Source organism: Motilibacter aurantiacus (assembly GCF_011250645.1).
Classification (GTDB): Bacteria; Actinomycetota; Actinomycetes; order Motilibacterales; family Motilibacteraceae; genus Motilibacter_A; species Motilibacter_A aurantiacus.
In genome coordinates this window covers 443,673-461,196 of the sequence record NZ_JAANNO010000002.1, presented here as the reverse complement: position 1 = coordinate 461,196, position 17,524 = coordinate 443,673, and the positions used below count along the sequence as shown (strand labels likewise).

General features: G+C 74.7%; 17 protein-coding genes and 2 pseudogenes. 8 read left to right on the top strand and 11 right to left on the bottom strand.

Annotated features, from left to right (window positions below; all coding sequences use genetic code 11):
• Window positions 1–7 precede the first annotated feature (7 nt).
• From rsgA to G9H72_RS06055, 3 genes are read right to left on the bottom strand one after another with little or no spacing between them, the layout of a single operon-like run.
• Window positions 8–1,063 (bottom strand): ribosome small subunit-dependent GTPase A, encoded by a 1,056-nt coding sequence (rsgA, locus tag G9H72_RS06065; RefSeq protein ID WP_166168850.1) that lies wholly within the window; start codon window positions 1,061–1,063, stop codon window positions 8–10.
• Between the two features lie 12 nt (window positions 1,064–1,075).
• Window positions 1,076–2,380, bottom strand: a complete 1,305-nt coding sequence (gene aroA, locus G9H72_RS06060) for a 3-phosphoshikimate 1-carboxyvinyltransferase (RefSeq protein WP_166168848.1) — start codon at window positions 2,378–2,380, stop codon at window positions 1,076–1,078.
• Between the two features lie 19 nt (window positions 2,381–2,399).
• Complete coding sequence (locus tag G9H72_RS06055; RefSeq protein WP_231126446.1) at window positions 2,400–3,008, bottom strand: DoxX family protein; 609 nt, start codon at window positions 3,006–3,008, stop codon at window positions 2,400–2,402.
• A 44-nt stretch (window positions 3,009–3,052) separates the two neighbouring features.
• Here G9H72_RS06055 and G9H72_RS06050 point away from each other — a divergent pair, with 44 nt between their 5' ends.
• The 4 genes from G9H72_RS06050 to rsrA all read left to right on the top strand — a co-directional run bounded on the left by G9H72_RS06050 (window position 3,053) and on the right by rsrA (window position 5,634).
• On the top strand, window positions 3,053–3,802 hold the full coding sequence (locus G9H72_RS06050) for an SOS response-associated peptidase (protein WP_166168846.1): 750 nt from the start codon (window positions 3,053–3,055) through the stop codon (window positions 3,800–3,802).
• Window positions 3,780–4,490, top strand: coding sequence for an alpha/beta hydrolase family protein (locus G9H72_RS06045; protein ID WP_196790791.1), 711 nt, complete (start codon window positions 3,780–3,782; stop codon window positions 4,488–4,490). The genes G9H72_RS06050 and G9H72_RS06045 overlap by 23 nt, the downstream gene beginning before the upstream one ends.
• 227 nt (window positions 4,491–4,717) lie before the next feature.
• The gene (locus G9H72_RS06040; RefSeq protein ID WP_196790790.1) at window positions 4,718–5,359 is read left to right on the top strand and encodes a sigma-70 family RNA polymerase sigma factor; all 642 of its coding nucleotides are present in this window, start codon (window positions 4,718–4,720) and stop codon (window positions 5,357–5,359) included.
• On the top strand, window positions 5,356–5,634 hold the full coding sequence (rsrA, locus tag G9H72_RS06035; protein WP_166168842.1) for a mycothiol system anti-sigma-R factor: 279 nt from the start codon (window positions 5,356–5,358) through the stop codon (window positions 5,632–5,634). Before G9H72_RS06040 ends, rsrA begins: the two co-directional genes overlap by 4 nt.
• Before the next feature lie 76 nt (window positions 5,635–5,710).
• Here rsrA and G9H72_RS23365 read toward each other — a convergent pair whose 3' ends face one another.
• A complete protein-coding gene (locus tag G9H72_RS23365) occupies window positions 5,711–5,785 on the bottom strand; it encodes a 50S ribosomal protein bL37 (RefSeq protein WP_407939554.1) in 75 nt (24 codons plus the stop codon).
• Window positions 5,786–5,824: 39 nt separating this feature from the next.
• The gene (locus G9H72_RS06030; RefSeq protein WP_166168840.1) at window positions 5,825–6,436 is read right to left on the bottom strand and encodes a DUF5317 domain-containing protein; all 612 of its coding nucleotides are present in this window, start codon (window positions 6,434–6,436) and stop codon (window positions 5,825–5,827) included.
• Window positions 6,437–6,507: 71 nt separating this feature from the next.
• Here G9H72_RS06030 and G9H72_RS06025 point away from each other — a divergent pair, with 71 nt between their 5' ends.
• Window positions 6,508–7,608, top strand: coding sequence for a type IV pilus twitching motility protein PilT (locus G9H72_RS06025; RefSeq protein WP_331272034.1), 1,101 nt, complete (start codon window positions 6,508–6,510; stop codon window positions 7,606–7,608).
• 4 nt (window positions 7,609–7,612) lie between these two features.
• Here G9H72_RS06025 and G9H72_RS06020 read toward each other — a convergent pair whose 3' ends face one another.
• Window positions 7,613–8,461 carry a DUF2804 family protein gene (locus G9H72_RS06020; RefSeq protein WP_166168838.1) on the bottom strand — a complete coding sequence of 283 codons (849 nt, stop codon included), beginning with the start codon at window positions 8,459–8,461 and terminating at the stop codon, window positions 7,613–7,615.
• A 133-nt stretch (window positions 8,462–8,594) separates the two neighbouring features.
• On the opposite strand from G9H72_RS06020, the gene G9H72_RS06015 reads away from it, so the two are divergent.
• Entirely contained in the window at window positions 8,595–10,064 is a 1,470-nt protein-coding gene (locus G9H72_RS06015) for a glycosyltransferase family 39 protein (RefSeq protein ID WP_166168836.1), read from the top strand.
• 22 nt (window positions 10,065–10,086) lie between these two features.
• Here G9H72_RS06015 and G9H72_RS06010 read toward each other — a convergent pair whose 3' ends face one another.
• Window positions 10,087–10,593 carry a GNAT family N-acetyltransferase gene (locus tag G9H72_RS06010; RefSeq protein WP_331272032.1) on the bottom strand — a complete coding sequence of 169 codons (507 nt, stop codon included), beginning with the start codon at window positions 10,591–10,593 and terminating at the stop codon, window positions 10,087–10,089.
• A gap of 41 nt (window positions 10,594–10,634) precedes the next feature.
• On the opposite strand from G9H72_RS06010, the gene G9H72_RS06005 reads away from it, so the two are divergent.
• Window positions 10,635–11,477, top strand: a complete 843-nt coding sequence (locus G9H72_RS06005; protein WP_331272030.1) for a YihY/virulence factor BrkB family protein — start codon at window positions 10,635–10,637, stop codon at window positions 11,475–11,477.
• Window positions 11,478–11,551: 74 nt separating this feature from the next.
• On the opposite strand, the gene G9H72_RS06000 is transcribed toward G9H72_RS06005, so the two are convergent.
• Complete coding sequence (locus tag G9H72_RS06000) at window positions 11,552–12,484, bottom strand: DeoR/GlpR family DNA-binding transcription regulator (RefSeq protein ID WP_331272029.1); 933 nt, start codon at window positions 12,482–12,484, stop codon at window positions 11,552–11,554.
• 183 nt (window positions 12,485–12,667) lie between these two features.
• A complete protein-coding gene (gene sodN / locus G9H72_RS05995) occupies window positions 12,668–13,072 on the bottom strand; it encodes a superoxide dismutase, Ni (RefSeq protein WP_166168834.1) in 405 nt (134 codons plus the stop codon).
• An 83-nt stretch (window positions 13,073–13,155) separates the two neighbouring features.
• On the opposite strand from sodN, the gene G9H72_RS05990 reads away from it, so the two are divergent.
• The gene (locus G9H72_RS05990) at window positions 13,156–13,491 is read left to right on the top strand and encodes a S24/S26 family peptidase (protein ID WP_331272028.1); all 336 of its coding nucleotides are present in this window, start codon (window positions 13,156–13,158) and stop codon (window positions 13,489–13,491) included.
• A 697-nt stretch (window positions 13,492–14,188) separates the two neighbouring features.
• Here G9H72_RS05990 and G9H72_RS05985 read toward each other — a convergent pair.
• Together G9H72_RS05985 and G9H72_RS05980 are read right to left on the bottom strand one after the other, a co-directional pair.
• Window positions 14,189–16,609: pseudogene (locus G9H72_RS05985) on the bottom strand (GH92 family glycosyl hydrolase); the annotation flags it as partial.
• A gap of 181 nt (window positions 16,610–16,790) precedes the next feature.
• Window positions 16,791–17,491: pseudogene (locus G9H72_RS05980) on the bottom strand (AAA family ATPase).
• Window positions 17,492–17,524 lie beyond the last annotated feature (33 nt).

Genomic DNA, 17,524 nt, shown 5'->3' with positions numbered 1-17,524 from the left:
GCCTGGCTCAGTCCTCGGCCTGCGGCAGGTCGTCCGTCTCCGGCACGTCGTCGACGGCCCCCGACCGTGCCCGCAGCAGCCGCCGCAGCGATTCCAGCCTGGCTGGCCCCGCCGGCCCCGCCGAGCCGCTCCCCACCCACTCGTCGAGCGCGCACTCGGGCTCGTCGTGGGTGCACCCGCGCGGGCACTCCTCCATGCCGGCGGCGAGGTCGGGGAAGGCGCCGACGACGCGCGAGGGGTCGACGTGCGCGAGGCCGAAACTGCGCACACCCGGTGTGTCGATCACCCAGCCGGACCCGTCCGGGAGCCGCAGCGCGATGGCGGACGACGACGTGTGACGTCCCCTTCCGGTAACGGCATTCACGTGTCCGACTGCGCGCCTCGCGCCGGGCACGAGGGCGTTGACCAGCGTCGACTTGCCGACCCCGGAGTGCCCGACGAGCACGCTCGTCCGGCCGCGCAGGCGGGACCGCAGCTCGGCCAGCCCGTCGCCCGGACGGCTCGCGATCCAGGGGACGTCCAGGGCGGAGTACGCCTCGATCAGCTCGGCCGGCGGCTTCAGGTCGGTCTTCGTGATGCACAGCAGCGGGTCCAGCCCGGCGTCGTACGCCGCAACCAGGCAGCGGTCGAGCAGCCGGGGGCGGGGCTCGGGGTTGACCGTGGCGGTGACGACGACGAGCTGGTCGGCGTTGGCCACGAGGACCCGCTCGACGGGGTCCGTGTCGTCGGCGGTGCGGCGCAGCGTGTTGGACCGCGGCTCGACCCGCACCACGCGCGCGAGCGCGTCGGCCCCGCCGGACAGGTCGCCCACGAGCGCGACCCGGTCGCCGACCACGACGCCCTTGCGGCCGAGCTCGCGCGCCTTCATCGCGGTCAGCTCGCGTGGCTCGCTCTCCTCGTCGACGACGCACGTGTAGCGGCCCCGGTCGACCGCCACCACCCGCCCCTCGGTCGCGCCGGCGTGCTCGGGCCGGTCCTTCGTGCGCGGCCGGGACTTGCCCCGGCCCGGGCGTACGCGGATGTCGTCCTCGTCGAGCTCGCGGCGGCGGCGCTGTCCGGGCATCGGGGCGACGCCTCAGCCGAGCAGCGTGGCCCAGAGGCCCACGAAGTCCGGCAGCGTCTTGGTGGTCGTGGTGACGTCCTCCACGAGCACCCCGGGGACGGCCAGCCCGAGGACGGAAGCCGCGTGCGCGATGCGGTGGTCGTCGTACGTCCCGAAGAGCCCGCCGTGCAGCGGGCGTGGACGGATGTGCAGGCTGTCCGGCGTCTCGGTGACGTCGCCGCCGAGCGCGTTGACCTCCTTGGCCAGCGCGGCCAGCCGGTCGGTCTCGTGACCGCGCAGGTGCCCGATGTTGCGCAGCGTCGAGGGCCCGTCGGCGAGCGCGGCGAGGGCGACGAGCACCGGGGTCAGCTCGCCCACGTCGTGCAGGTCGGCGTCGAGGCCGAAGATGCGGCCCGTGCCGCGGACCTCCAGCCCCTCGGGCAGCAGCTGCACCGACGCGCCCATGTCGGTCAGCAGGCCGCGCAGCGCGTCCCCGGCCTGCGTCGTGCGCTCGGGCCAGTCCGGCACCACGACCCGGCCGCCGGTGACCAGCGCGGCTGCGAGGAAGGGCGCGGCGCCCGACAGGTCCGGCTCGACGACGACGTCGCGGGCGCGGACCGGCCCGGGCTCGACCCGCCACACGTCCGTCGTGGTGTCGTCGACGGCGACGCCGGCCGCGCGCAGCATGTCGACGGTCATCTCGATGTGGGGCAGCGAGGGCACCGGGTCACCGGCGTGCCGCACGGTGAGGCCGGTGTCGTAGCGGGCGCCGCTCAGCAGCAGCCCGCTGACGAACTGGCTGGAGGCGCTCGCGTCGATCGTCACCTCCCCGCCGCGGACGTGCCCCTGCCCGTGCAGGGTGAAGGGGAGCGTCCCGCGCCCGGCGTCCTCGAGCCCGACGCCGAGCGCGCGGAGCGCCCCGAGGACGCCGCCCATGGGGCGTACGCGCGCCCGCTCGTCGCCGTCGAACCGCACGGTGCCGTCGGCGAGCGCCGCGAGCGGCGGCACGAAGCGCATGACCGTCCCCGCGAGCCCGCAATCGACGGCGGCCGGGCCGCGCAGCGGGCCGGGCGTCACGGCCCAGTCCTCGCCCGTCGCGTCGACGGAGGAGCCGAGGGCCGTGAGCGCCCCCGCCATCAGCCGGGTGTCGCGCGCGGCCAGCGGCCGCGCCACGACGGAAGGGCCGTCGGCGAGCGCGGCCAGGATCAGCGCGCGGTTCGTCACGGACTTGGAGCCGGGCAGCCGGACGGTCGCGTCCACGGGACCGGTCCCTGTCGGGGCCGGCCACGGGGTCGCGGCTGCGGGCGGCTGGCTGGTTCCGGCGGGCACGTCGGTCACGCCGGCCGAGGCTAGCGGGTCATCCGACCGGCAGCGCCTTGCCGGCCGCCTTGATCGCCTTGGTCGAGCCCTTGTGCGCCGACGCCTTGGCCGCCAACCGGGCCTCGCGCGCGGCCATCTTCGCCTCGCGCTTGGTCGCCCTCGCCGCGTGCCTGGACGCCTTCGCCAGGTGACGCGCCCGCCATGCGAGGGACGGGTCGCCAGCAGTGTCGACGGCCGCGAGCAGCAGCCCGCCCATCATCGACAGGTTCTTGAAGAAGTGGACCTTCTGCTGGGCCTTGGCGCCGGGGGTCTCCTCCTCCCAGAAGCGGTGGCCGGCGGCGGTCGTGGGGGCGAGGGACGCGAGCAGGGCGAGCGCCGACAGCCGGGGGAACTTGCCGAGGGCCAGCAGCGTGCCGGCCGTCACCTGGATAGCGCCGTTGATGCGGACCAGCTGTACCGGGTCCTCGGGCAGGTAGGGCAGGTAACGGGCGATGGGCGGCGCGACGTCCTCGGCCTTCTCGACCTTGGACGTGGGGTTGCGCAGCTGGTCGATGCCGCCGGAGATGAAGATCCCGGCGATCATGGGGCGGGCGAGGCGGCGCGCAATCATCATGGCGGTGCCCTTCCCCGGTCGGGGCGTGCTCATGTCCCGTGCCGCGGGTGCCTCGGCGACGCGGCAAGCTGGGGGCCGTGTGCGGACGGTACGCGGCCAGCAGGCGCCCCGAGGACCTCGTCGAGGAGTTCGAGGCCGACGTCGACGCGGACGCCGGGGCCGAGGCCGCGGCCGTGCCCCCGTCGTGGAACGTCGCGCCCACCGACCCCGTGCGCGTCGTCCTCGAGCGTGCGGTGGCGCAGGGCGGCAGCGAGCGTCAGCTCCGGACGGTGCGCTGGGGCCTGGTCCCCTCCTGGTCCCGCGACCCCTCCGGCGCGGCGCGGATGATCAACGCGCGGCTCGAGACCGTGGCCGAGAAGCCGGCCTTCCGGGCGGCGTTCCGCGCGCGGCGCTGCCTGGTGCCCGCCGACGGCTACTACGAGTGGCACACCCGTGACGACGGCGCGAAGCAGCCCTTCTTCATCCGGCGGCGGGACGGGCGGCCGCTGGCGATGGCCGGGCTGTACGAGATGTGGCGGGCGCCCGGCGAGGGGTCCCCGTGGCTGTGGACGGCCACGATCATCACGACGTCGGCCGTGGACGAGCTCGGCCGGCTGCACGACCGGATGCCGATGCTGGTCGAGCGCGACCGGTGGCACGAGTGGCTCGACCCCGCCCTCGACGCGGCCGAGCAGGTGCGGGGGCTCCTGGGCCCGGCCGGGCCGGGCGTGCTCGAGGCGTACCCGGTCTCGCCTGCGGTCGGGAACGTGCGCAACAACGGCCCGCACCTGGTCGAGCCGGCTCCCGTCGCCGAGGAGGTGGACGGTGCCGCGCCGACGCTCTTCTGAGCCCGCGCCGCCGCCCGCGCCCTACCCGCTGGAGGTCGGGACGCCGGCCGGGCCGGCCCGGGCGTACGTCTGCCCGGCGGCGGACGCCCGCGCCACCCTGGTGCTCGGGCACGGCGCCGGCCGCGGCAGCGACACCCCGGACCTGCTCGCGCTGGCGGCCGGGCTGCCGCCGCACGGCATCGGCGTGATCCGGCTGGACCAGCCGTGGGTCGTCGCCGGGCGGAAGGTCGCCCCCACGCCGGTCGCGCTGGACCAGGCCTGGCTGGCCGCCCTGCCGCAGCTGCCGGTCGGGGGGCTGCTGCTCGTCGGCGGGCGCAGCGCCGGCGCCCGCGTCGCCTGCCGGACCGGGCGGGGGCTCGGCGCCTCCGGGACGGTGTGCCTGGCGTTCCCGCTGCACCCGCCGGGCCGGCCGGAGCGCTCGCGGGCGGACGAGCTGGCCGGCGCGGCCGGTCCCACACTCGTGCTGCAGGGCGAGCGGGACAGCTTCGGCCGCCCGGACGAGCTCGAGGACGGGACGGCGCTCGTCGTGCCGGTCCCCGGCGCGGACCACTCGCTGGCGGTCCTGCGGTCGGCCGGCCCCGGCGCCCAGCAGGCCGTGCTCGACGGGCTGGTGAGCGCGGTGCTCGACTGGGCGGGGAGGAGCGGCTTCCTGGCCGACGGCTCCTGCCCGCCCCGGGCCCGCGGCTGACCACCACGCCCCGGGCCGGGCGGTGATGCGCCTGCCGGGCGCGGGAATCGCCGGCGCGGGCGCCGCTGTTGTTCGGTGCATTACGGGCGGCGGTTCCATGTCGCCCCGGGTGGAGCGGAGGCCGGATGCTCGCGTCGAGCACTCTCAAGCGGGGGGAGGCGCCGTACCTCTCGTGGCCCGAGTGGCCGACGGGTGGCGCCGGAGCCCGCACAGTAAGCTCGGGCTCGATGACCCAGGATGCGAGCACGGGCGCGAGCGACGGAGCTGCCGAGCGGGCGGAGACGCCGGCCGAGCGGACCGCGCGGTTCGAGCGCGACGCGCTGCAGTACGTCGACCAGCTCTACTCGGCGGCGCTGCGCATGACGCGCAACCCCAGCGACGCCGAGGACCTGGTCCAGGAGACGTTCGCGAAGGCGTACGCGTCCTTCCACCAGTTCCAGGTCGGCACCAACCTCAAGGCCTGGCTCTACCGCATCCTGACCAACACGTTCATCAACACCTACCGCAAGAAGCAGCGCGAGCCGCTGCAGGCCGACACCGAGACGGTGGAGGACTGGCAGATCGCGGCAGCGGGGGAGCACACGTCGAGCGGGCTCAAGTCCGCCGAGGCCGAGGCGCTCGAGCACCTGCCCGACTCCGACGTCAAGGACGCGTTGGCCAGCATCCCGGAGGACTTCCGGATCGCGGTCTACCTCGCCGACGTCGAGGGCTTCGCCTACAAGGAGATCGCCGACATCATGGGCACCCCGATCGGGACCGTGATGTCGCGGCTGCACCGCGGCCGTCGTCTGCTGCGCACCCAGCTGCAGGACTACGCCCGCGAGCGCGGGCTCGTCCGCTCCGGCTCGTCCTCGGAGGTGACGTCATGAGCTGCGGTCGGCACCACGAGACCCCGTGCGTCGAGGTCCTGGCACGGGTCTACGAGTACATCGACGGCGAGCTCGACAGCTCCGACTGCGCGACCGTCAAGCACCACCTCGACGAGTGCGGGCCGTGCCTGCGCGAGTTCGGCATCGAGGAGGAGGTCAAGATCGTCGTGAAGCGGTCCTGTTCCGACCCGGCGCCCGACGAGCTCAAGGCCAAGGTGCTGCTGCGCATCCGCCAGGCCCAGATCGAGCTGGCGCCGGACACCACCGTGGGCTGACCAGCCCGGCGAACGTCGACGGCCCGGCCCCCTCCGCGCGGAAGGGGCCGGGCCGTTCGCTCGTGCGCGAGCGACGTCAGGCGTTGGGTCGCTTGCCGTGGTTCGCGTTGCTCTTCGCGCGGGACTTGCGCCGACGGCCCCTCTTGCTCATATGTGCCTCCCTCGCCGAACGGCCTCGGTGGCCGGTCGATCAGGCGTCCACGGTAGCCGCCTGCCGGCCGGTCGGCCGCCTGGCCCCCGCTGCCACGTCTCGTGACGGCCGGCGCCGCCGCCGGCCCGGGCGCGAGTGCGTGCCGGAGAAGAGGAACAACCCTGCCCCGGCCGCCACCATCACGTCGCCGGCGCTGACCACCTCGCGCCGCAGCGGGGACGCCACCGGGACCACGTCGCCGAGCATCCGGAGCCGGGTGGACGGCGTCTCCGGCTCGTGGGCCGGGTCCGCGTCCAGGTGGAGCCGCTCGTACGGCACGCCGGCCCGCTCCGCCGCGACCAGCGAGACCGGCATCGCCCCGTTGGCCACGACCACCGCGGCGTTCAGCACCAGGCCGAGGCCGATGAGGGGCACCCCGGGGCGCCAGCGGTTCGCGACGACCACCGCGAGGGCCGCGAGCGCGGCGAGCCCCACGAGCAGGCCGCGCAGCACGCCGGTGGCCCCCAGGACCGCGGCGAGCGCATGCAGGGCCACCGCGGCCACCAGCAGTGGGACGCCGAGCACCCTGACGTGGCCGAGCCGGCGCAGGGCGCCGCCCGTCGCGACGCCGAGCGCCGCGGCGAGCGCTGCGACGGTCAGTACGAGCCCCACGGTCCCAGTCTTCCGGCCCGGCGACCCGATCGGCGCATCGACCGGCCCGGCGCGTCGGCCGATCCTGCGGTGTGAGCGCCGCGCCGTCCGAGGTCCCGCTGTCGGTCCTGCCGTTCCTGCTCGCGCTGTGCGAGCTCGGCGGGTCGGACCTGCACTGCAAGGTGGGCTCCCCGCCGCGCATCCGGATCGACGGCCGGCTGCGCCGGCTGGCGGCGCCCGTGCTGTCGCCCGCCGACACCGCGGCGATGGCCGGCGAGCTGCTCCCCGCGGGGCTCGCGGCCGAGTTCGAGCGCACCAGCGAAGCGGACTTTGCCTACTCGATGAGCGGCGTGGGCCGGTTCCGCGTCAACGCCTTCCGCTCCCGGGGGTCGGTGGGCCTGGTGTTCCGGCGCGTCGGGGTGGCGGCCCTGGGGCTCGACGACCTCGGGCTGCCGCCCGCGGTGCGCAGCCTGGCGATGGAGAAGCGCGGCCTGGTGCTCGTGACCGGGCCTACGGGAGCGGGCAAGACCACCACCCTGGCCGCCATGGTCGACGCCATCAACTCCTCGTGCGAGTCGCACATCGTCACCATCGAGGACCCGATCGAGGTGCTCCACCCGGACAAGCTCGGCATGGTCAACCAGCGCGAGGTCCGGACGGACACCGAGAGCTTCGCGGTCGCGATGCGCGCCGCGATGCGCCAGGACCCGGACGTGATCCTCGTGGGGGAGATGCGCGACGAGGAGACCGTGCGCGCGGCGCTGTCGGCGGCGGAGACCGGCCACCTGGTGCTGTCGACGCTGCACACGTCCGACGCCGTGGAGACCGTGGCGCGGATCGTCGACTTCTTCGCGCCGCACGAGCAGCAGCAGGCCCGGCTGTCGCTCGCCGGCTCGCTGCGCGGCATCGTCTGCCAGCGGCTGGTGCCGCGCGCCGACGGCAACGGCCGGGTCGCCGCGCTCGAGATCTGCGTCGCGACCGGGAGGGTGGCCGACGCGGTCGCGGACCCGGCGCGGACGAGCACCCTGACCCAGCTGGTGTCGGAGGGCGGGTTCTACGGCATGCAGGCGTTCGACCAGCACCTCCTGGCGCTGGTACGCGACGGCGTGGTCGCGGTCGAGGCGGCCCTGGAGGCCGCGAGCAGCCCGCACGACCTCACGGTCGGCCTGCGGGCGGCGGGCATCGGGGCCTGACCGCTCACCAGAGCGCGTCGTGGCGCTCCATCACGCCATGGCCGCCGGTGATCGACAGGCCCCCGGGCAGGGTGCCCGTGAAGCGGCCGAACGGCTGCCGGTAGCTCGAGCGGACGAGCAGCAGGTTGTCCGAGCGCTCCCGGGCCGCCTCCTCGCTGAAGCCCCGCCGGCTCCCGTCGTCGAACTCGACCTCCGACAAGTCCTGCCCGAATCGCACGTCGCCGATCTGATGAGGGGCTCCGTCGACCCAGACGGTGTTCTCCGTGTGCGGCGGGCGGTCGTTGAGCCCCACGATCACGCTCCACGCGACGCGCCGGCCATCGCTCGTGGTGCCGCAGCCTCCGCACCACTGCCAGGCCGTGCGGCGCGGGTGGTAGCCCGCGTTCTCGTCCACGAGGGCAACGCCGTCCACCTCGGTCACGCTGTCCCCGACCCGGGCCACGCCGTACGCCCGGACGGCCTGCTTGCGGGTCCACGTCCAGGCGCCGTCCACCGGGGTCACGACCTCGAACGCCGTCTCCGGCCCCTCGTCCAGGGTGAGCTCGACGTGGGCCTCGCCGTCACGCACGACCACCCGGCCCGGGGTCACGTCGACCCGGCCCTTCCAGCGGCGGGTGCGCTCGGTCAGCTGCCCGGTCGAGCGGTCCCACACGGCCCAGAACTCCTGCGGGACGGGCCCGACCTGCACGCTCGCCACGCACAGCGACACCTGCGGGCTCCACACGGACACGTAGCGCCAGGACTTGCCGAGGCGCAGTCGTCGGGACCGCGCCAGCCAGGGCAGGCGCTGCGGCGGCAGGGGCAGGCCCGCGGGGCGGCCGGTCCCGTCGCCCCGGTAGTGCAGCCCGGTCATGGTGCCTCCCTCTCGCGGGGGAGAGTGCTCTCGCTCTCGCGGCCCTGTCGTGCGGATCCTGCGCAGGAGTTCGCTGGGCGGCGTGCTGATACGTGCCGCCCCGCCCTCCTCCGCAGCTCCGGCACGACGGCCCGTGGCCTGGCCGCCCGTGCTCTGCGCCGCCGGGCTGGTGGTCGGGCTGCTGGTCGCGGTGGCTGCGCGCTACGGCTACCACCGCGACGAGCTGTACTTCCTGCGGGCCGGGGCGGATCCGGCCTGGGGCTACCCGGACCAGCCGCCGCTGACCCCGCTGCTCGCGCACGGGGTCGACCTGCTGCTCCCGGGCTCACTGCTCGCCCTGCGCACGCCGAGCGCCCTGCTGGCAGGGCTGACGGTCGTCCTCGCGGCGCTGACCGCGCGTGAGCTGGGCGGTGGCCGGGCGGCGCAGGCGGTCGCGGCCGCCTCGACAGCCGCCTGCTCGGTGGTGCTCGTGGTGGGGCACCTGCTGTCGACCACGACCGCCGACCTGGCCCTGTCGGCCCTGCTCGTGCTGCTGGTGGCGCGCGTGCTCGGCGGGGGCAGCCCGCGCCTGCTGCTCGTCGCCGGCCTCGTGCTCGGGGTGGGCCTGCAGAACAAGCAGCTCATCGGCTTCGTGGCCGTGGCGCTCGGGCTGGGGATCCTGCTGGCCGGCCCGCGGCCCCTGCTCCGGCGACCGGAGCCGTGGGCCGGCGCGGCCCTGGCACTCCTGCTGTGGGCGCCGAACATCCTCTGGCAGGCGCATCACGGATGGCCGCAGCTGCAGATGGCGGGCGCCATCCGCGACGACGCGGCCATGGGCGGGCGGGAGGCGTTCCTCCCGATGCAGCTGGTCATGCTCGGGCCTGCGCTCGCGCCGCTCGCCGCGGCAGGGCTGACGTCGCTGCTGCGCGCCCGGCGGCTGCGGGCGTACCGGTCGATCGGGGTCGCGGCCGTCGTGCTCGTCGGCGTGCACCTGGCCCTCGGGGGCAAGCCGTACTACACCGCCGGGGTGTTTGCGGCGGTGCTGGCGGCCGGCGGGGTGTCGGCCGAGGCCTGGCTGGCCCGCGCCCGGGGGCTCCAACGGCGGCGGCGGGGTCGCCTGCTCGGCGGCGCGGTCGCCGTGACGGGGGTCGTGGGGGCGCTGCTGCTCCTGCCCGTCGTGCCGTCCGCTGGTCCGGGGTGCAGGCCGCGGTGTCCGCCGACACGGGCGAGCAGGTCGGGTGGCCGCGACTGGCGCGGACCGTGGCGGAGGTGTGGGCGCGCGTCCCGGCCAGGGGGGAGGCCCGCCGCGGTCCTCCTCACGGCGAACTACGGGGAGGCGGGTGCGCTGGACCGCTACGGCAGGGCTCACGGGCTCCCGCGCGCCTTCAGCCCCCACGTCGGCTATGCGACGTGGGGGCCGCCCTCGTCGGCCGGGCCCGTGGTGCTGGTCGGCTTCAGGGATGCCAGCTTCGTGGCACGGCACTTCGCAGGTTGCGTCATGGCCGCACGCGTGGACAACGGGGTGGGCGTGGACAACGAGGAGCAGGGCGCCCCGGTCCACCTGTGCCGAGCAACCGCTCGGCCGTGGGCCGAGCTCTGGCCGCAGCTGGCGCACCTCGGCTGAGCATGCGGTGCCCCCGCGGCACTCAGGGAGCCGGGCGGGCGTACGCGAGCAGGTCGACGCCGGGCGCCGGTGACCAGTCGCGCTCGGGCATCCGGGTGAAGCCGAGCCGGTCGTAGAGCCGGTGGGCGACGACGCTGGCCGGCTGGGTGCTGAGCACGAGCCGGTGGGCGCCGGCGGCGGCTGCACGGCGCAGGCACTCCTCGACGAGCGCGCGGCCCGCCCCGCGCCCACGCGCCTCGGGCGCCACGGCGAGCATCCGGAACTCCGCTTCCCCTGCACGCGAGATCTCGGCCCACGGCCCGCCGGGCAGGCAGAAGGTGACGGTGCCGAGGGGCTCGTCCGACGCCGGGTCGACGGCGACGAGCAGCTGGGCCTGCTCCGCCCGCAGCGCGGCGTCCGCCAGGCGCAGCGCGTAGCCGTCCTCGACCGCGTCGAGCATGCCGTCGGTGCGGTAGGCCTCGACCGTCAGGCGGCCCACGCGCTCGAAGTCCTCCGGGCGGGCGTCGCGGACGGGCAGCGTCTCGGGCACGGCGGGAGCGTACGACGCGGCGGGCTGGGGAGGCTCTGGCGGTGTCGTCGCCGCTGCTCGCCCTGCGCATGCTGCTGCGCGACGCCTTCGGGGCACTGCGGGGCCGTGACGTGGCGCTCGTCTCGGCGGGGCTGACGTTCTACGCGGGCATCGCGGTGGTGCCGTCCCTGCTGGTCGCCGTCTGGGCCGCCAGCCTGGCCGTGGGCAACGCCCAGCTCGACGAGTGGGCGCGGACGCTGGGGGAGGCGTTGCCCGAGGCGCTGGGCGCGCCGGACGCCGCCCGCGCGCTCGTCGAGGCGGCGCTCGACCTGTCCGTGCTCGGGGCGGTCATCGCCGCGTTCCCGGCCTCGCTCTACGGGGAGGGGCTGCGCCGCAGCTTCCTCGCGCTCGAGCGCCGGACCGAGGCGCTCGCCGGCTGGCGCGGCCGGCTGCGCGCGCTGCCCCTGCTCCTCCTCGCCCCGCTGGCGGTCATGGGCGTGCTGCTCACCACCCCCTGGCTGGCCCGGCTCTTCGACAGCGGGCGGCCGGGCCCCACCGCGCTCGGTGTCTTCATCGCGCTCGTCGCCGACTGGCTCGTGCTGTCGCTGCCGCTGAGCTACACGTACCGGGTGGTGGGGCGGTCGACCCGCACCTGGGCGTCCGCGCTGTGGTCCGGCTTCACGACGGCGTCGTTCATCAGCGGCTTCCTGCAGGGGTTCGTGCTGTTCCTGGCCCTGCCGCTCGATCTCGGCGCGCCCTTCGGCGGGCTCACCGTCATCGGCGCGGTCGTCGCCGTCGGGCTCTGGCTGTGGGTCCTGCACATGGTGCTGCTGGTCGGCTACACGCTCACGCTCGCGCTCGAGGAGCGTGGGGGGAACCCGTTCAAGCTGCCGTACACGGTGTGACGGCCGGACGGGGCGTGGCCCCCGCGCGCACCGTGCGGGAGCCCGGCGGGGCGACGGCCGACCGGCTCGCCCGGTCACCCGTCGGGCGCGTCCCGGGCCTTGAGGACCGCGTGCGCCGACGCGCCGGCCGGCTCGGCGGCCGGAGCCGGCAGCCCGGCCAGCAGCGAGGAGGGCATGTCGACGACGTCGACGTCGACGCCCCGTGCCCGCAGCGCCTCGACCACGTCCTCGGGAGCGGAGGGGCCGGTGATGAGCAGGTCGACGTCGGTGACGGGGCAGATGCGGGCCAGCGCGACGTGCCCGATCTTCGAGCCGTCGGCGACGCAGATGCGCCGGCGGGCGGACTGGAGGGCGCGCGCCTTGACGCCCACCTCGGGGAGGTTGACGTTGGTGATGCCGGCGTCGGCGTGGACGCCGTTGCAGCCGAGGAACGCCGTGTCGGCGTGGACACGGTCGAAGACGGCGTCGGCCAGCGGGTCGACCAGCGAGTGCTGGAGCGGGCGGAGCGTGCCTCCGCTGAGGACGACGGTGAAGCGCGGGATGGCCGGCTCGAGGGTCGTGGCGATGGTGAGGCCGTTGGTGACGACCACGACGTCGTGCAGCTCCTCGCGCGCGACCAGGGCTCGGGCCAGCGCCGTGGTGGTGGAGCCGACGTCCAGGACGAGGGTCTCGCCGCTGCTGACGAGGGCGGCCGCGGCCTCGGCGATGGCCGACTTCTCCAGGGCGCCGCGCGACTGCGTCTCCTCGAAGGGACGCTCGGAGTGGGAGAGGTCCTCGGCGACCACCCCGCCGCGTACGCGCCGCACCCGGCCGCGTGACGCGAGCCGGTCCAGGTCGGTGCGCACCGTCACCGTCGAGATGCCGAACATCGTCGACAGGTCGGTCACGCTCACGAAGCCGCAGTCGCGGATGATGGAGAGCATCCGCTCGCGCCGCAGCCCGCCGCGCCGGTCCTCGGACGGGGGGCGCCGGTCGTCTCCGTGTCGCGGGCTGCCGGCTTCGCTCACCCGGGGAGTACAACGGTTTCGAGAACGCTTGTCAATGCGTAGGTGGAAGCGCCATTCGCTTGCGCTTGGCCAAGTCCTGCGCTTGGCCAAGTCCTGGCCGTCCTGGCCGTCCTGGCCGGCGCCGGGAAGGCCGACGCCCTCCCGTCCGGGGACGGGAGGGCGTACGACGGGGCTGCCGGGCGGTCAGGCCGCCTTCTTGGTCTCCCAGAAGATCGTGTCGATCTCCGCGATCTTGTCGAGCAGCTTCTGCGCCTCGGCCGGGTCGACCGTGCCCTTGCCGCCTGCGGCGCCGGCCAGCTTGGTGGCCTCGTTGAACAGCTGGTGCAGGTGCGGGTACTTCTCGAAGTGCGGCGGCTTGAAGTAGTCCGTCCACAGCACCCAGAGGTGGTGCTTGACCAGGTCGGAGCGCTGCTCCTTGATGATGAGGGCGCGGGTGCGGAACACCGGGTCCTCGTTCTGCTGGTACTTCTCGCAGATGGCCTTCACGGACTCGGCCTCGATGCGGGCCTGAGCCGGGTCGTAGACGCCGCACGGCAGGTCGCAGTGGGCGGAGACGGTGGTGCGGGGGGCGAGCAGGCGCGCGAACACGGGCACCCATCCTTCCGCTCGGAGAGTCTTGACTCCGCGACACTACCCCTGCCCGCAGCCGATCGATCCTGGAGGATCACGCCGTGCCGGTACGCCCCTCCCGCCGCCTGCCCCGGCCGTGGCGCGTCGAGGTGGCGGGCCGCTCGATGCTGCCGACGCTGCACCCGGGGGACCGGCTGCTGGTGCTGCGCGGTCGTACTCCCCGGGTGGGGGACCTGGTCGTCGTCCGGCTGCCGGGCCGGCCGCTCGCGGTCAAGCGCGCGGGTCTGCGTGACGCCGACGGCTGGTGGGTGGAGAGCGACAACCCGGGGGAGGGGACCGACTCCTGGTCGATCGGGCGTCCGGTGCCCCCGGAGGACGTCGAGGGGGTCGTCCTCTGGCGTTACCGGCCGCTGTGGCGCGCCCGCTCCGGCTCCTGACCGGGCTGCCCTTCCCCCCTCGTGACGCCGGGACCACGACGGCCCGCCACGCGAGGGCGTGACGGGCCGTCGGGTCGCGACGTCAGGCCGTCCGGGCGCTCAGCGCGTAGACCTTGAGGTTCGGCAGGCTCGGCAGCGTGATCGACACCGCTGTCCGGGTGCTGTCGACCGCCAGCGGCACGTGCCACATCCGGACGCGGAGCCCGTCGTGGATGCCGGTGTTGCGGTGACGCGTGGGGACGTCGAGGGCGGTCTCCTCGCCGTACGCCGGGCTCGCCGCCGCCCAGTCGGTCGACAGCAGCGAGGCCTTCGAGGTCGTGCCGTCGGAGTACGTCACCGTCACGTCGCCGCGGAAGCTGCCGTTGTGCGAGGCCGTCACCGCGTGCAGCGCGGAGTAGCGGCCCGGTGTGAGGTAGACGGTCTGGCCGCGGGCGGACAGGAAGTTCCCGGCCGTGCCCGTGGTATCGGGGAAGAGGTACGGCCGGCCCGCCGCCGTGCCGACGCCCGGGGCCGGCAGCAGCTCCGCGGGCCAGCTCCAGCCGTTGGTGCCGAAGACGCCCTGGCTCATGTCGTCGTCGGTCGTGACGCCGTCGACGTCGTACTGGCCGGCGAGGGACTGCAGGCAGTAGTCGCCCTGCACGACGCAGGCGGCCGGGAGGTTCGGCACGGGCGTGGGCGCGCTGGGCACGCGGTCGACCGGGAGGTCGGCCGCCCCCGAGCCCCACGCGGTGTTGGCCGTGGCGCCGACCTCGACGGTCACCGTACCGCCGTTCAGGAACAGCGACTCCGGAAGCCAGGAGCGGGTGTAGCCCGGCTTGCCGTTGACCGACACCCGCTGGACGTAGACGTTCTCGTCCGACGCCTGTGGCGCCGTGATGGTGACGGTCGGGCCGCCGGCGCGGTGGACCCAGGCGCGCTCGAAGACGGGGCTCGAGAGGAGCATGTCAGCGGTGCTGGGCGTCTGGGGGTAGATGCCGAGCGCGGCGAAGACGTACCACGCCGACATGGTGCCGAGGTCGTCGTTGCCGGGCAGGCCGGTCGGGCCGGTGCCGTAGACGAGGCGGGCCATGGCGCGGACCGTCTCCTGCGTCTTCCACGGCTGGCCGAGCGCGTTGTAGAGCCACGGGGTGTGGATGCCCGGCTCGTTGGTCGGGTCGTAGCGGAAGGCGTCGCCGCCGGTCGCCCAGGAGCCGTCGGGCCGGTGGAAGAACGTGTCCAGCCGAGCCGCTGCCCTGTCCCTGCCGCCCATCGCCGCGGCCAGGCCCGAGACGTCGTGCTGGACCATCCAGGTGTACGTCGCGCTCGTGCCCTGGGCGAAGCCGACGTCGCTCGTGGGGCTGAACGGCCAGTGCCAGCTGCCGTCGGAGCGGCGGGCCTGCTGATAGCCGCCCTCCGCGCCGGCCGACGGGTTGAAGGTGTTGCGCCACCAGCCGGCCCGGTCGATGAAGGTGGAGTACTCGGAGGCGCGGCCGAGCCGCCTGGCCCAGTCGGCCAGCCCGAAGTCGGCCGTCGCGTCCTCGAGCGTCTCCGCTGCGCCTCCCCAGCAGTGGCAGGTGTCCTGCGGCGCGTATCCCAGCCGGAGGTACTCGGCGAGGTTCGGGCGCTGCCCCTCGCACTGGCCGGGGCAGCCGGCGTCCGACAGGCCGCTCGGGTGCGGCACGGTCGCCTGCTTCACGAGCGAGTCGAACGCCCCCTGCACGTCGAAGTTGCGCACCCCGAGGGCGTACATGCCGGCGAGGGTGGGGGCCGACGGGTCCCCGGTCATGACGTGCGTCGGGCCGTTGACGTGCACCCAGCGGTCCCAGACGCCACCGTTCTGCCTGGCGAGGTTGAAGAGCGACTGGGCGAAGTCGCCGGCGATCCGCGGCTGCAGCAGCGCGAGCAGCTGGGTGTGGGCGCGGTACTGGTCCCACCCGGAGAAGTTGCCGTACTGCGCGCCCTGGCCGGGCTCGAGCGAGTGGACGCGGAAGTCGCTGCCGAGGTAGCGGCCGTCGACGTCGCTGGAGACGTTCGGCTGCAGGTAGGCGTGGTAGAGCGCGGTGTAGAGCTTCGTCAGCTCCGCGTCCGAGCCGCCGGCCACCTCCACGCTGCGCAGCACCTTGCTCCACGCGTCCCAGCCGTCAGCGGCCACGCTGGCCACCGTGTCGCGGCGCTTGATCTCCTTCGCGAGGTTCTGCTCCGCGCCGGCCAGGCTGACGTACGAGATGCCGATGCGCATCTGCACGTCCGTGTCGGTCGAGGTGTCGAAGCTGACGTAGCCGCCGGAGCCCCTGCCCTGCCGCGCGGCGCCGGTGGCGTAGCCCTCGCCGCCGCGGGCCGTGGTGCCGCCCTTGGTGAGCGTGCTGTCGACCCAGGTGCCGGTGCCGGAGAACGCCCGGTCGAACGAGGCGCTGAAGTAGAGCCGGTAGTAGCTCTTGCGGTTGTTGACCCCGCCGTTCGCGCGCCGGCCGCAGAAGGCGCCGGTGAGGACGGAGCCGGTGACCCGCTGGTTCGCGACGTCGATGTCGATCTCGGCGTCCTCGCTGCCGTTGAGCGAGTTCGACACGCGGAAGAGCAGGTTGGCCGCAGCGCCCTTCGGGAAGTCGAACTCGCCGATGCCCGCCCGGGTCGTCACGGCGAGGTCGCTGGTGACACCGGAAGCGAGCTTCACCTTGTAGCGGCCCGGCTCGGCGAGCTCGTCCGCGTGGGAGAAGTTCGACGCGTAGACCTGGTCGCGGACGTCCGCGGTCGGGGAGGAGCTGACCTCGCCGGCGAAGGGCATAATCGGGACGTCGCCGGCCGCGCCCGGGTTGCACCCGGCGCCGTTGACGTGGGTGAGGCTGAAGCCGCGTACGCGGGTGACGTTGTACTGGTAGCCGTTGGCGGCGCCGGTGCTCGTCTGGTCACCGGTCGTGCTCGTCGGGCTCCAGGAGATCATTCCGAACGGGCGGACGGCGCCGGGGTAGGTGTTGCCGTCCTTGGCCGAGCCGATGAGCGGGTCGACGTACTGCGCCAGGTCCTCGGCGCGGTCCGGGATGTCGTACGCGGCCTGGGCCGCCGGAGCGGTGAGCCCGCCGACGGCCAGCCCGGCGAGCGTGAGGGGGACGACGCCGCGCAGCGCGGCCTGTCGGAGCGGGATCACATACACCTCGTCATAGGGGCGCGAAGGGAACGCGTCCCACGCAAACAGGCCGAGGTACCGGCAGGACAACGGATCGTGACGCAAAGGCTACGAGGCGACGAAGGCTGTCCGACAACGCTGTCCGTCCAGTGGTCCGCGTCCCGCCTCCAAGCTCCGGCGAGGCCGGCGACCGGCTCGCTCAGCCCGTCACCCCCAGCACGTGCCGCAGGTACGCGCCCGGGTCGCCGAGGTAGCGCCGCCAGTGGTCGACCAGCGCCAGCTCACCCCACTCGACCTGCCGGAGCCCGTCGTCGTCGAGCTCGAGGATCGTCGCGCCGGGCAGCGCGGTGAGCAGCGGGGAGTGGGTGGCGCACAGCACCTGCGAGCGGCGCGGGTCAGGTCGTCGAGGACGCCCATCAACGCCAGGCAGGAGGAGAACGACAGAGCGGACTCCGGCTCGTCCAGCACGTAGAACCCCGGCGTGTCGAACCGCGTGCGCAGCACCTCGAGGAAACCCTCGCCGTGGCTGCGCTCGTGCAGCCCGCCGATGCCGACGGACTCGAGGTACGTGTAGAGACCGTGCATGGTCTCGGCCCGCAGGAAGAACGCCCACTGCCGACCACCGGCACCACGCACCAGGCGCAGCACCGAGCCGAGGCCGGACTCGGTGGCCCGGGTCGAGAACCGGGCGTTGCGCGACCCGCCCTCGGGGTTGAGCCCGTATGCCGCCGCGACGGCCTCGACCAGGGTCGACTTGCCCGAGCCGTTCTCCCCGACGAGGAAGGTCACCCCCGGGGCGAGGTCCAGCCCGTCGCGCAGCAGCTGCGCGACGGGCGGCAGGGTGTAGGGCCAGTCCGCGGGGTCGTAGACCGCGTCGGGAGACCGCTCGACCCGGCGCACCGGCCGCTCGTCGAACGGCGCCCGGCCGCTGCG

Coding starts and splice junctions, on each gene's coding strand:
- rsgA (WP_166168850.1), bottom strand. CDS start 1,063: ATGCCCGGACAGCGCCGCCGCCGCGAGCTCGACGAGGACGACATCCGC.
- G9H72_RS06055 (WP_231126446.1), bottom strand. CDS start 3,008: ATGAGCACGCCCCGACCGGGGAAGGGCACCGCCATGATGATTGCGCGC.
- G9H72_RS06040 (WP_196790790.1), top strand. CDS start 4,718: ATGACCCAGGATGCGAGCACGGGCGCGAGCGACGGAGCTGCCGAGCGG.
- rsrA (WP_166168842.1), top strand. CDS start 5,356: ATGAGCTGCGGTCGGCACCACGAGACCCCGTGCGTCGAGGTCCTGGCA.
- G9H72_RS06020 (WP_166168838.1), bottom strand. CDS start 8,461: ATGACCGGGCTGCACTACCGGGGCGACGGGACCGGCCGCCCCGCGGGC.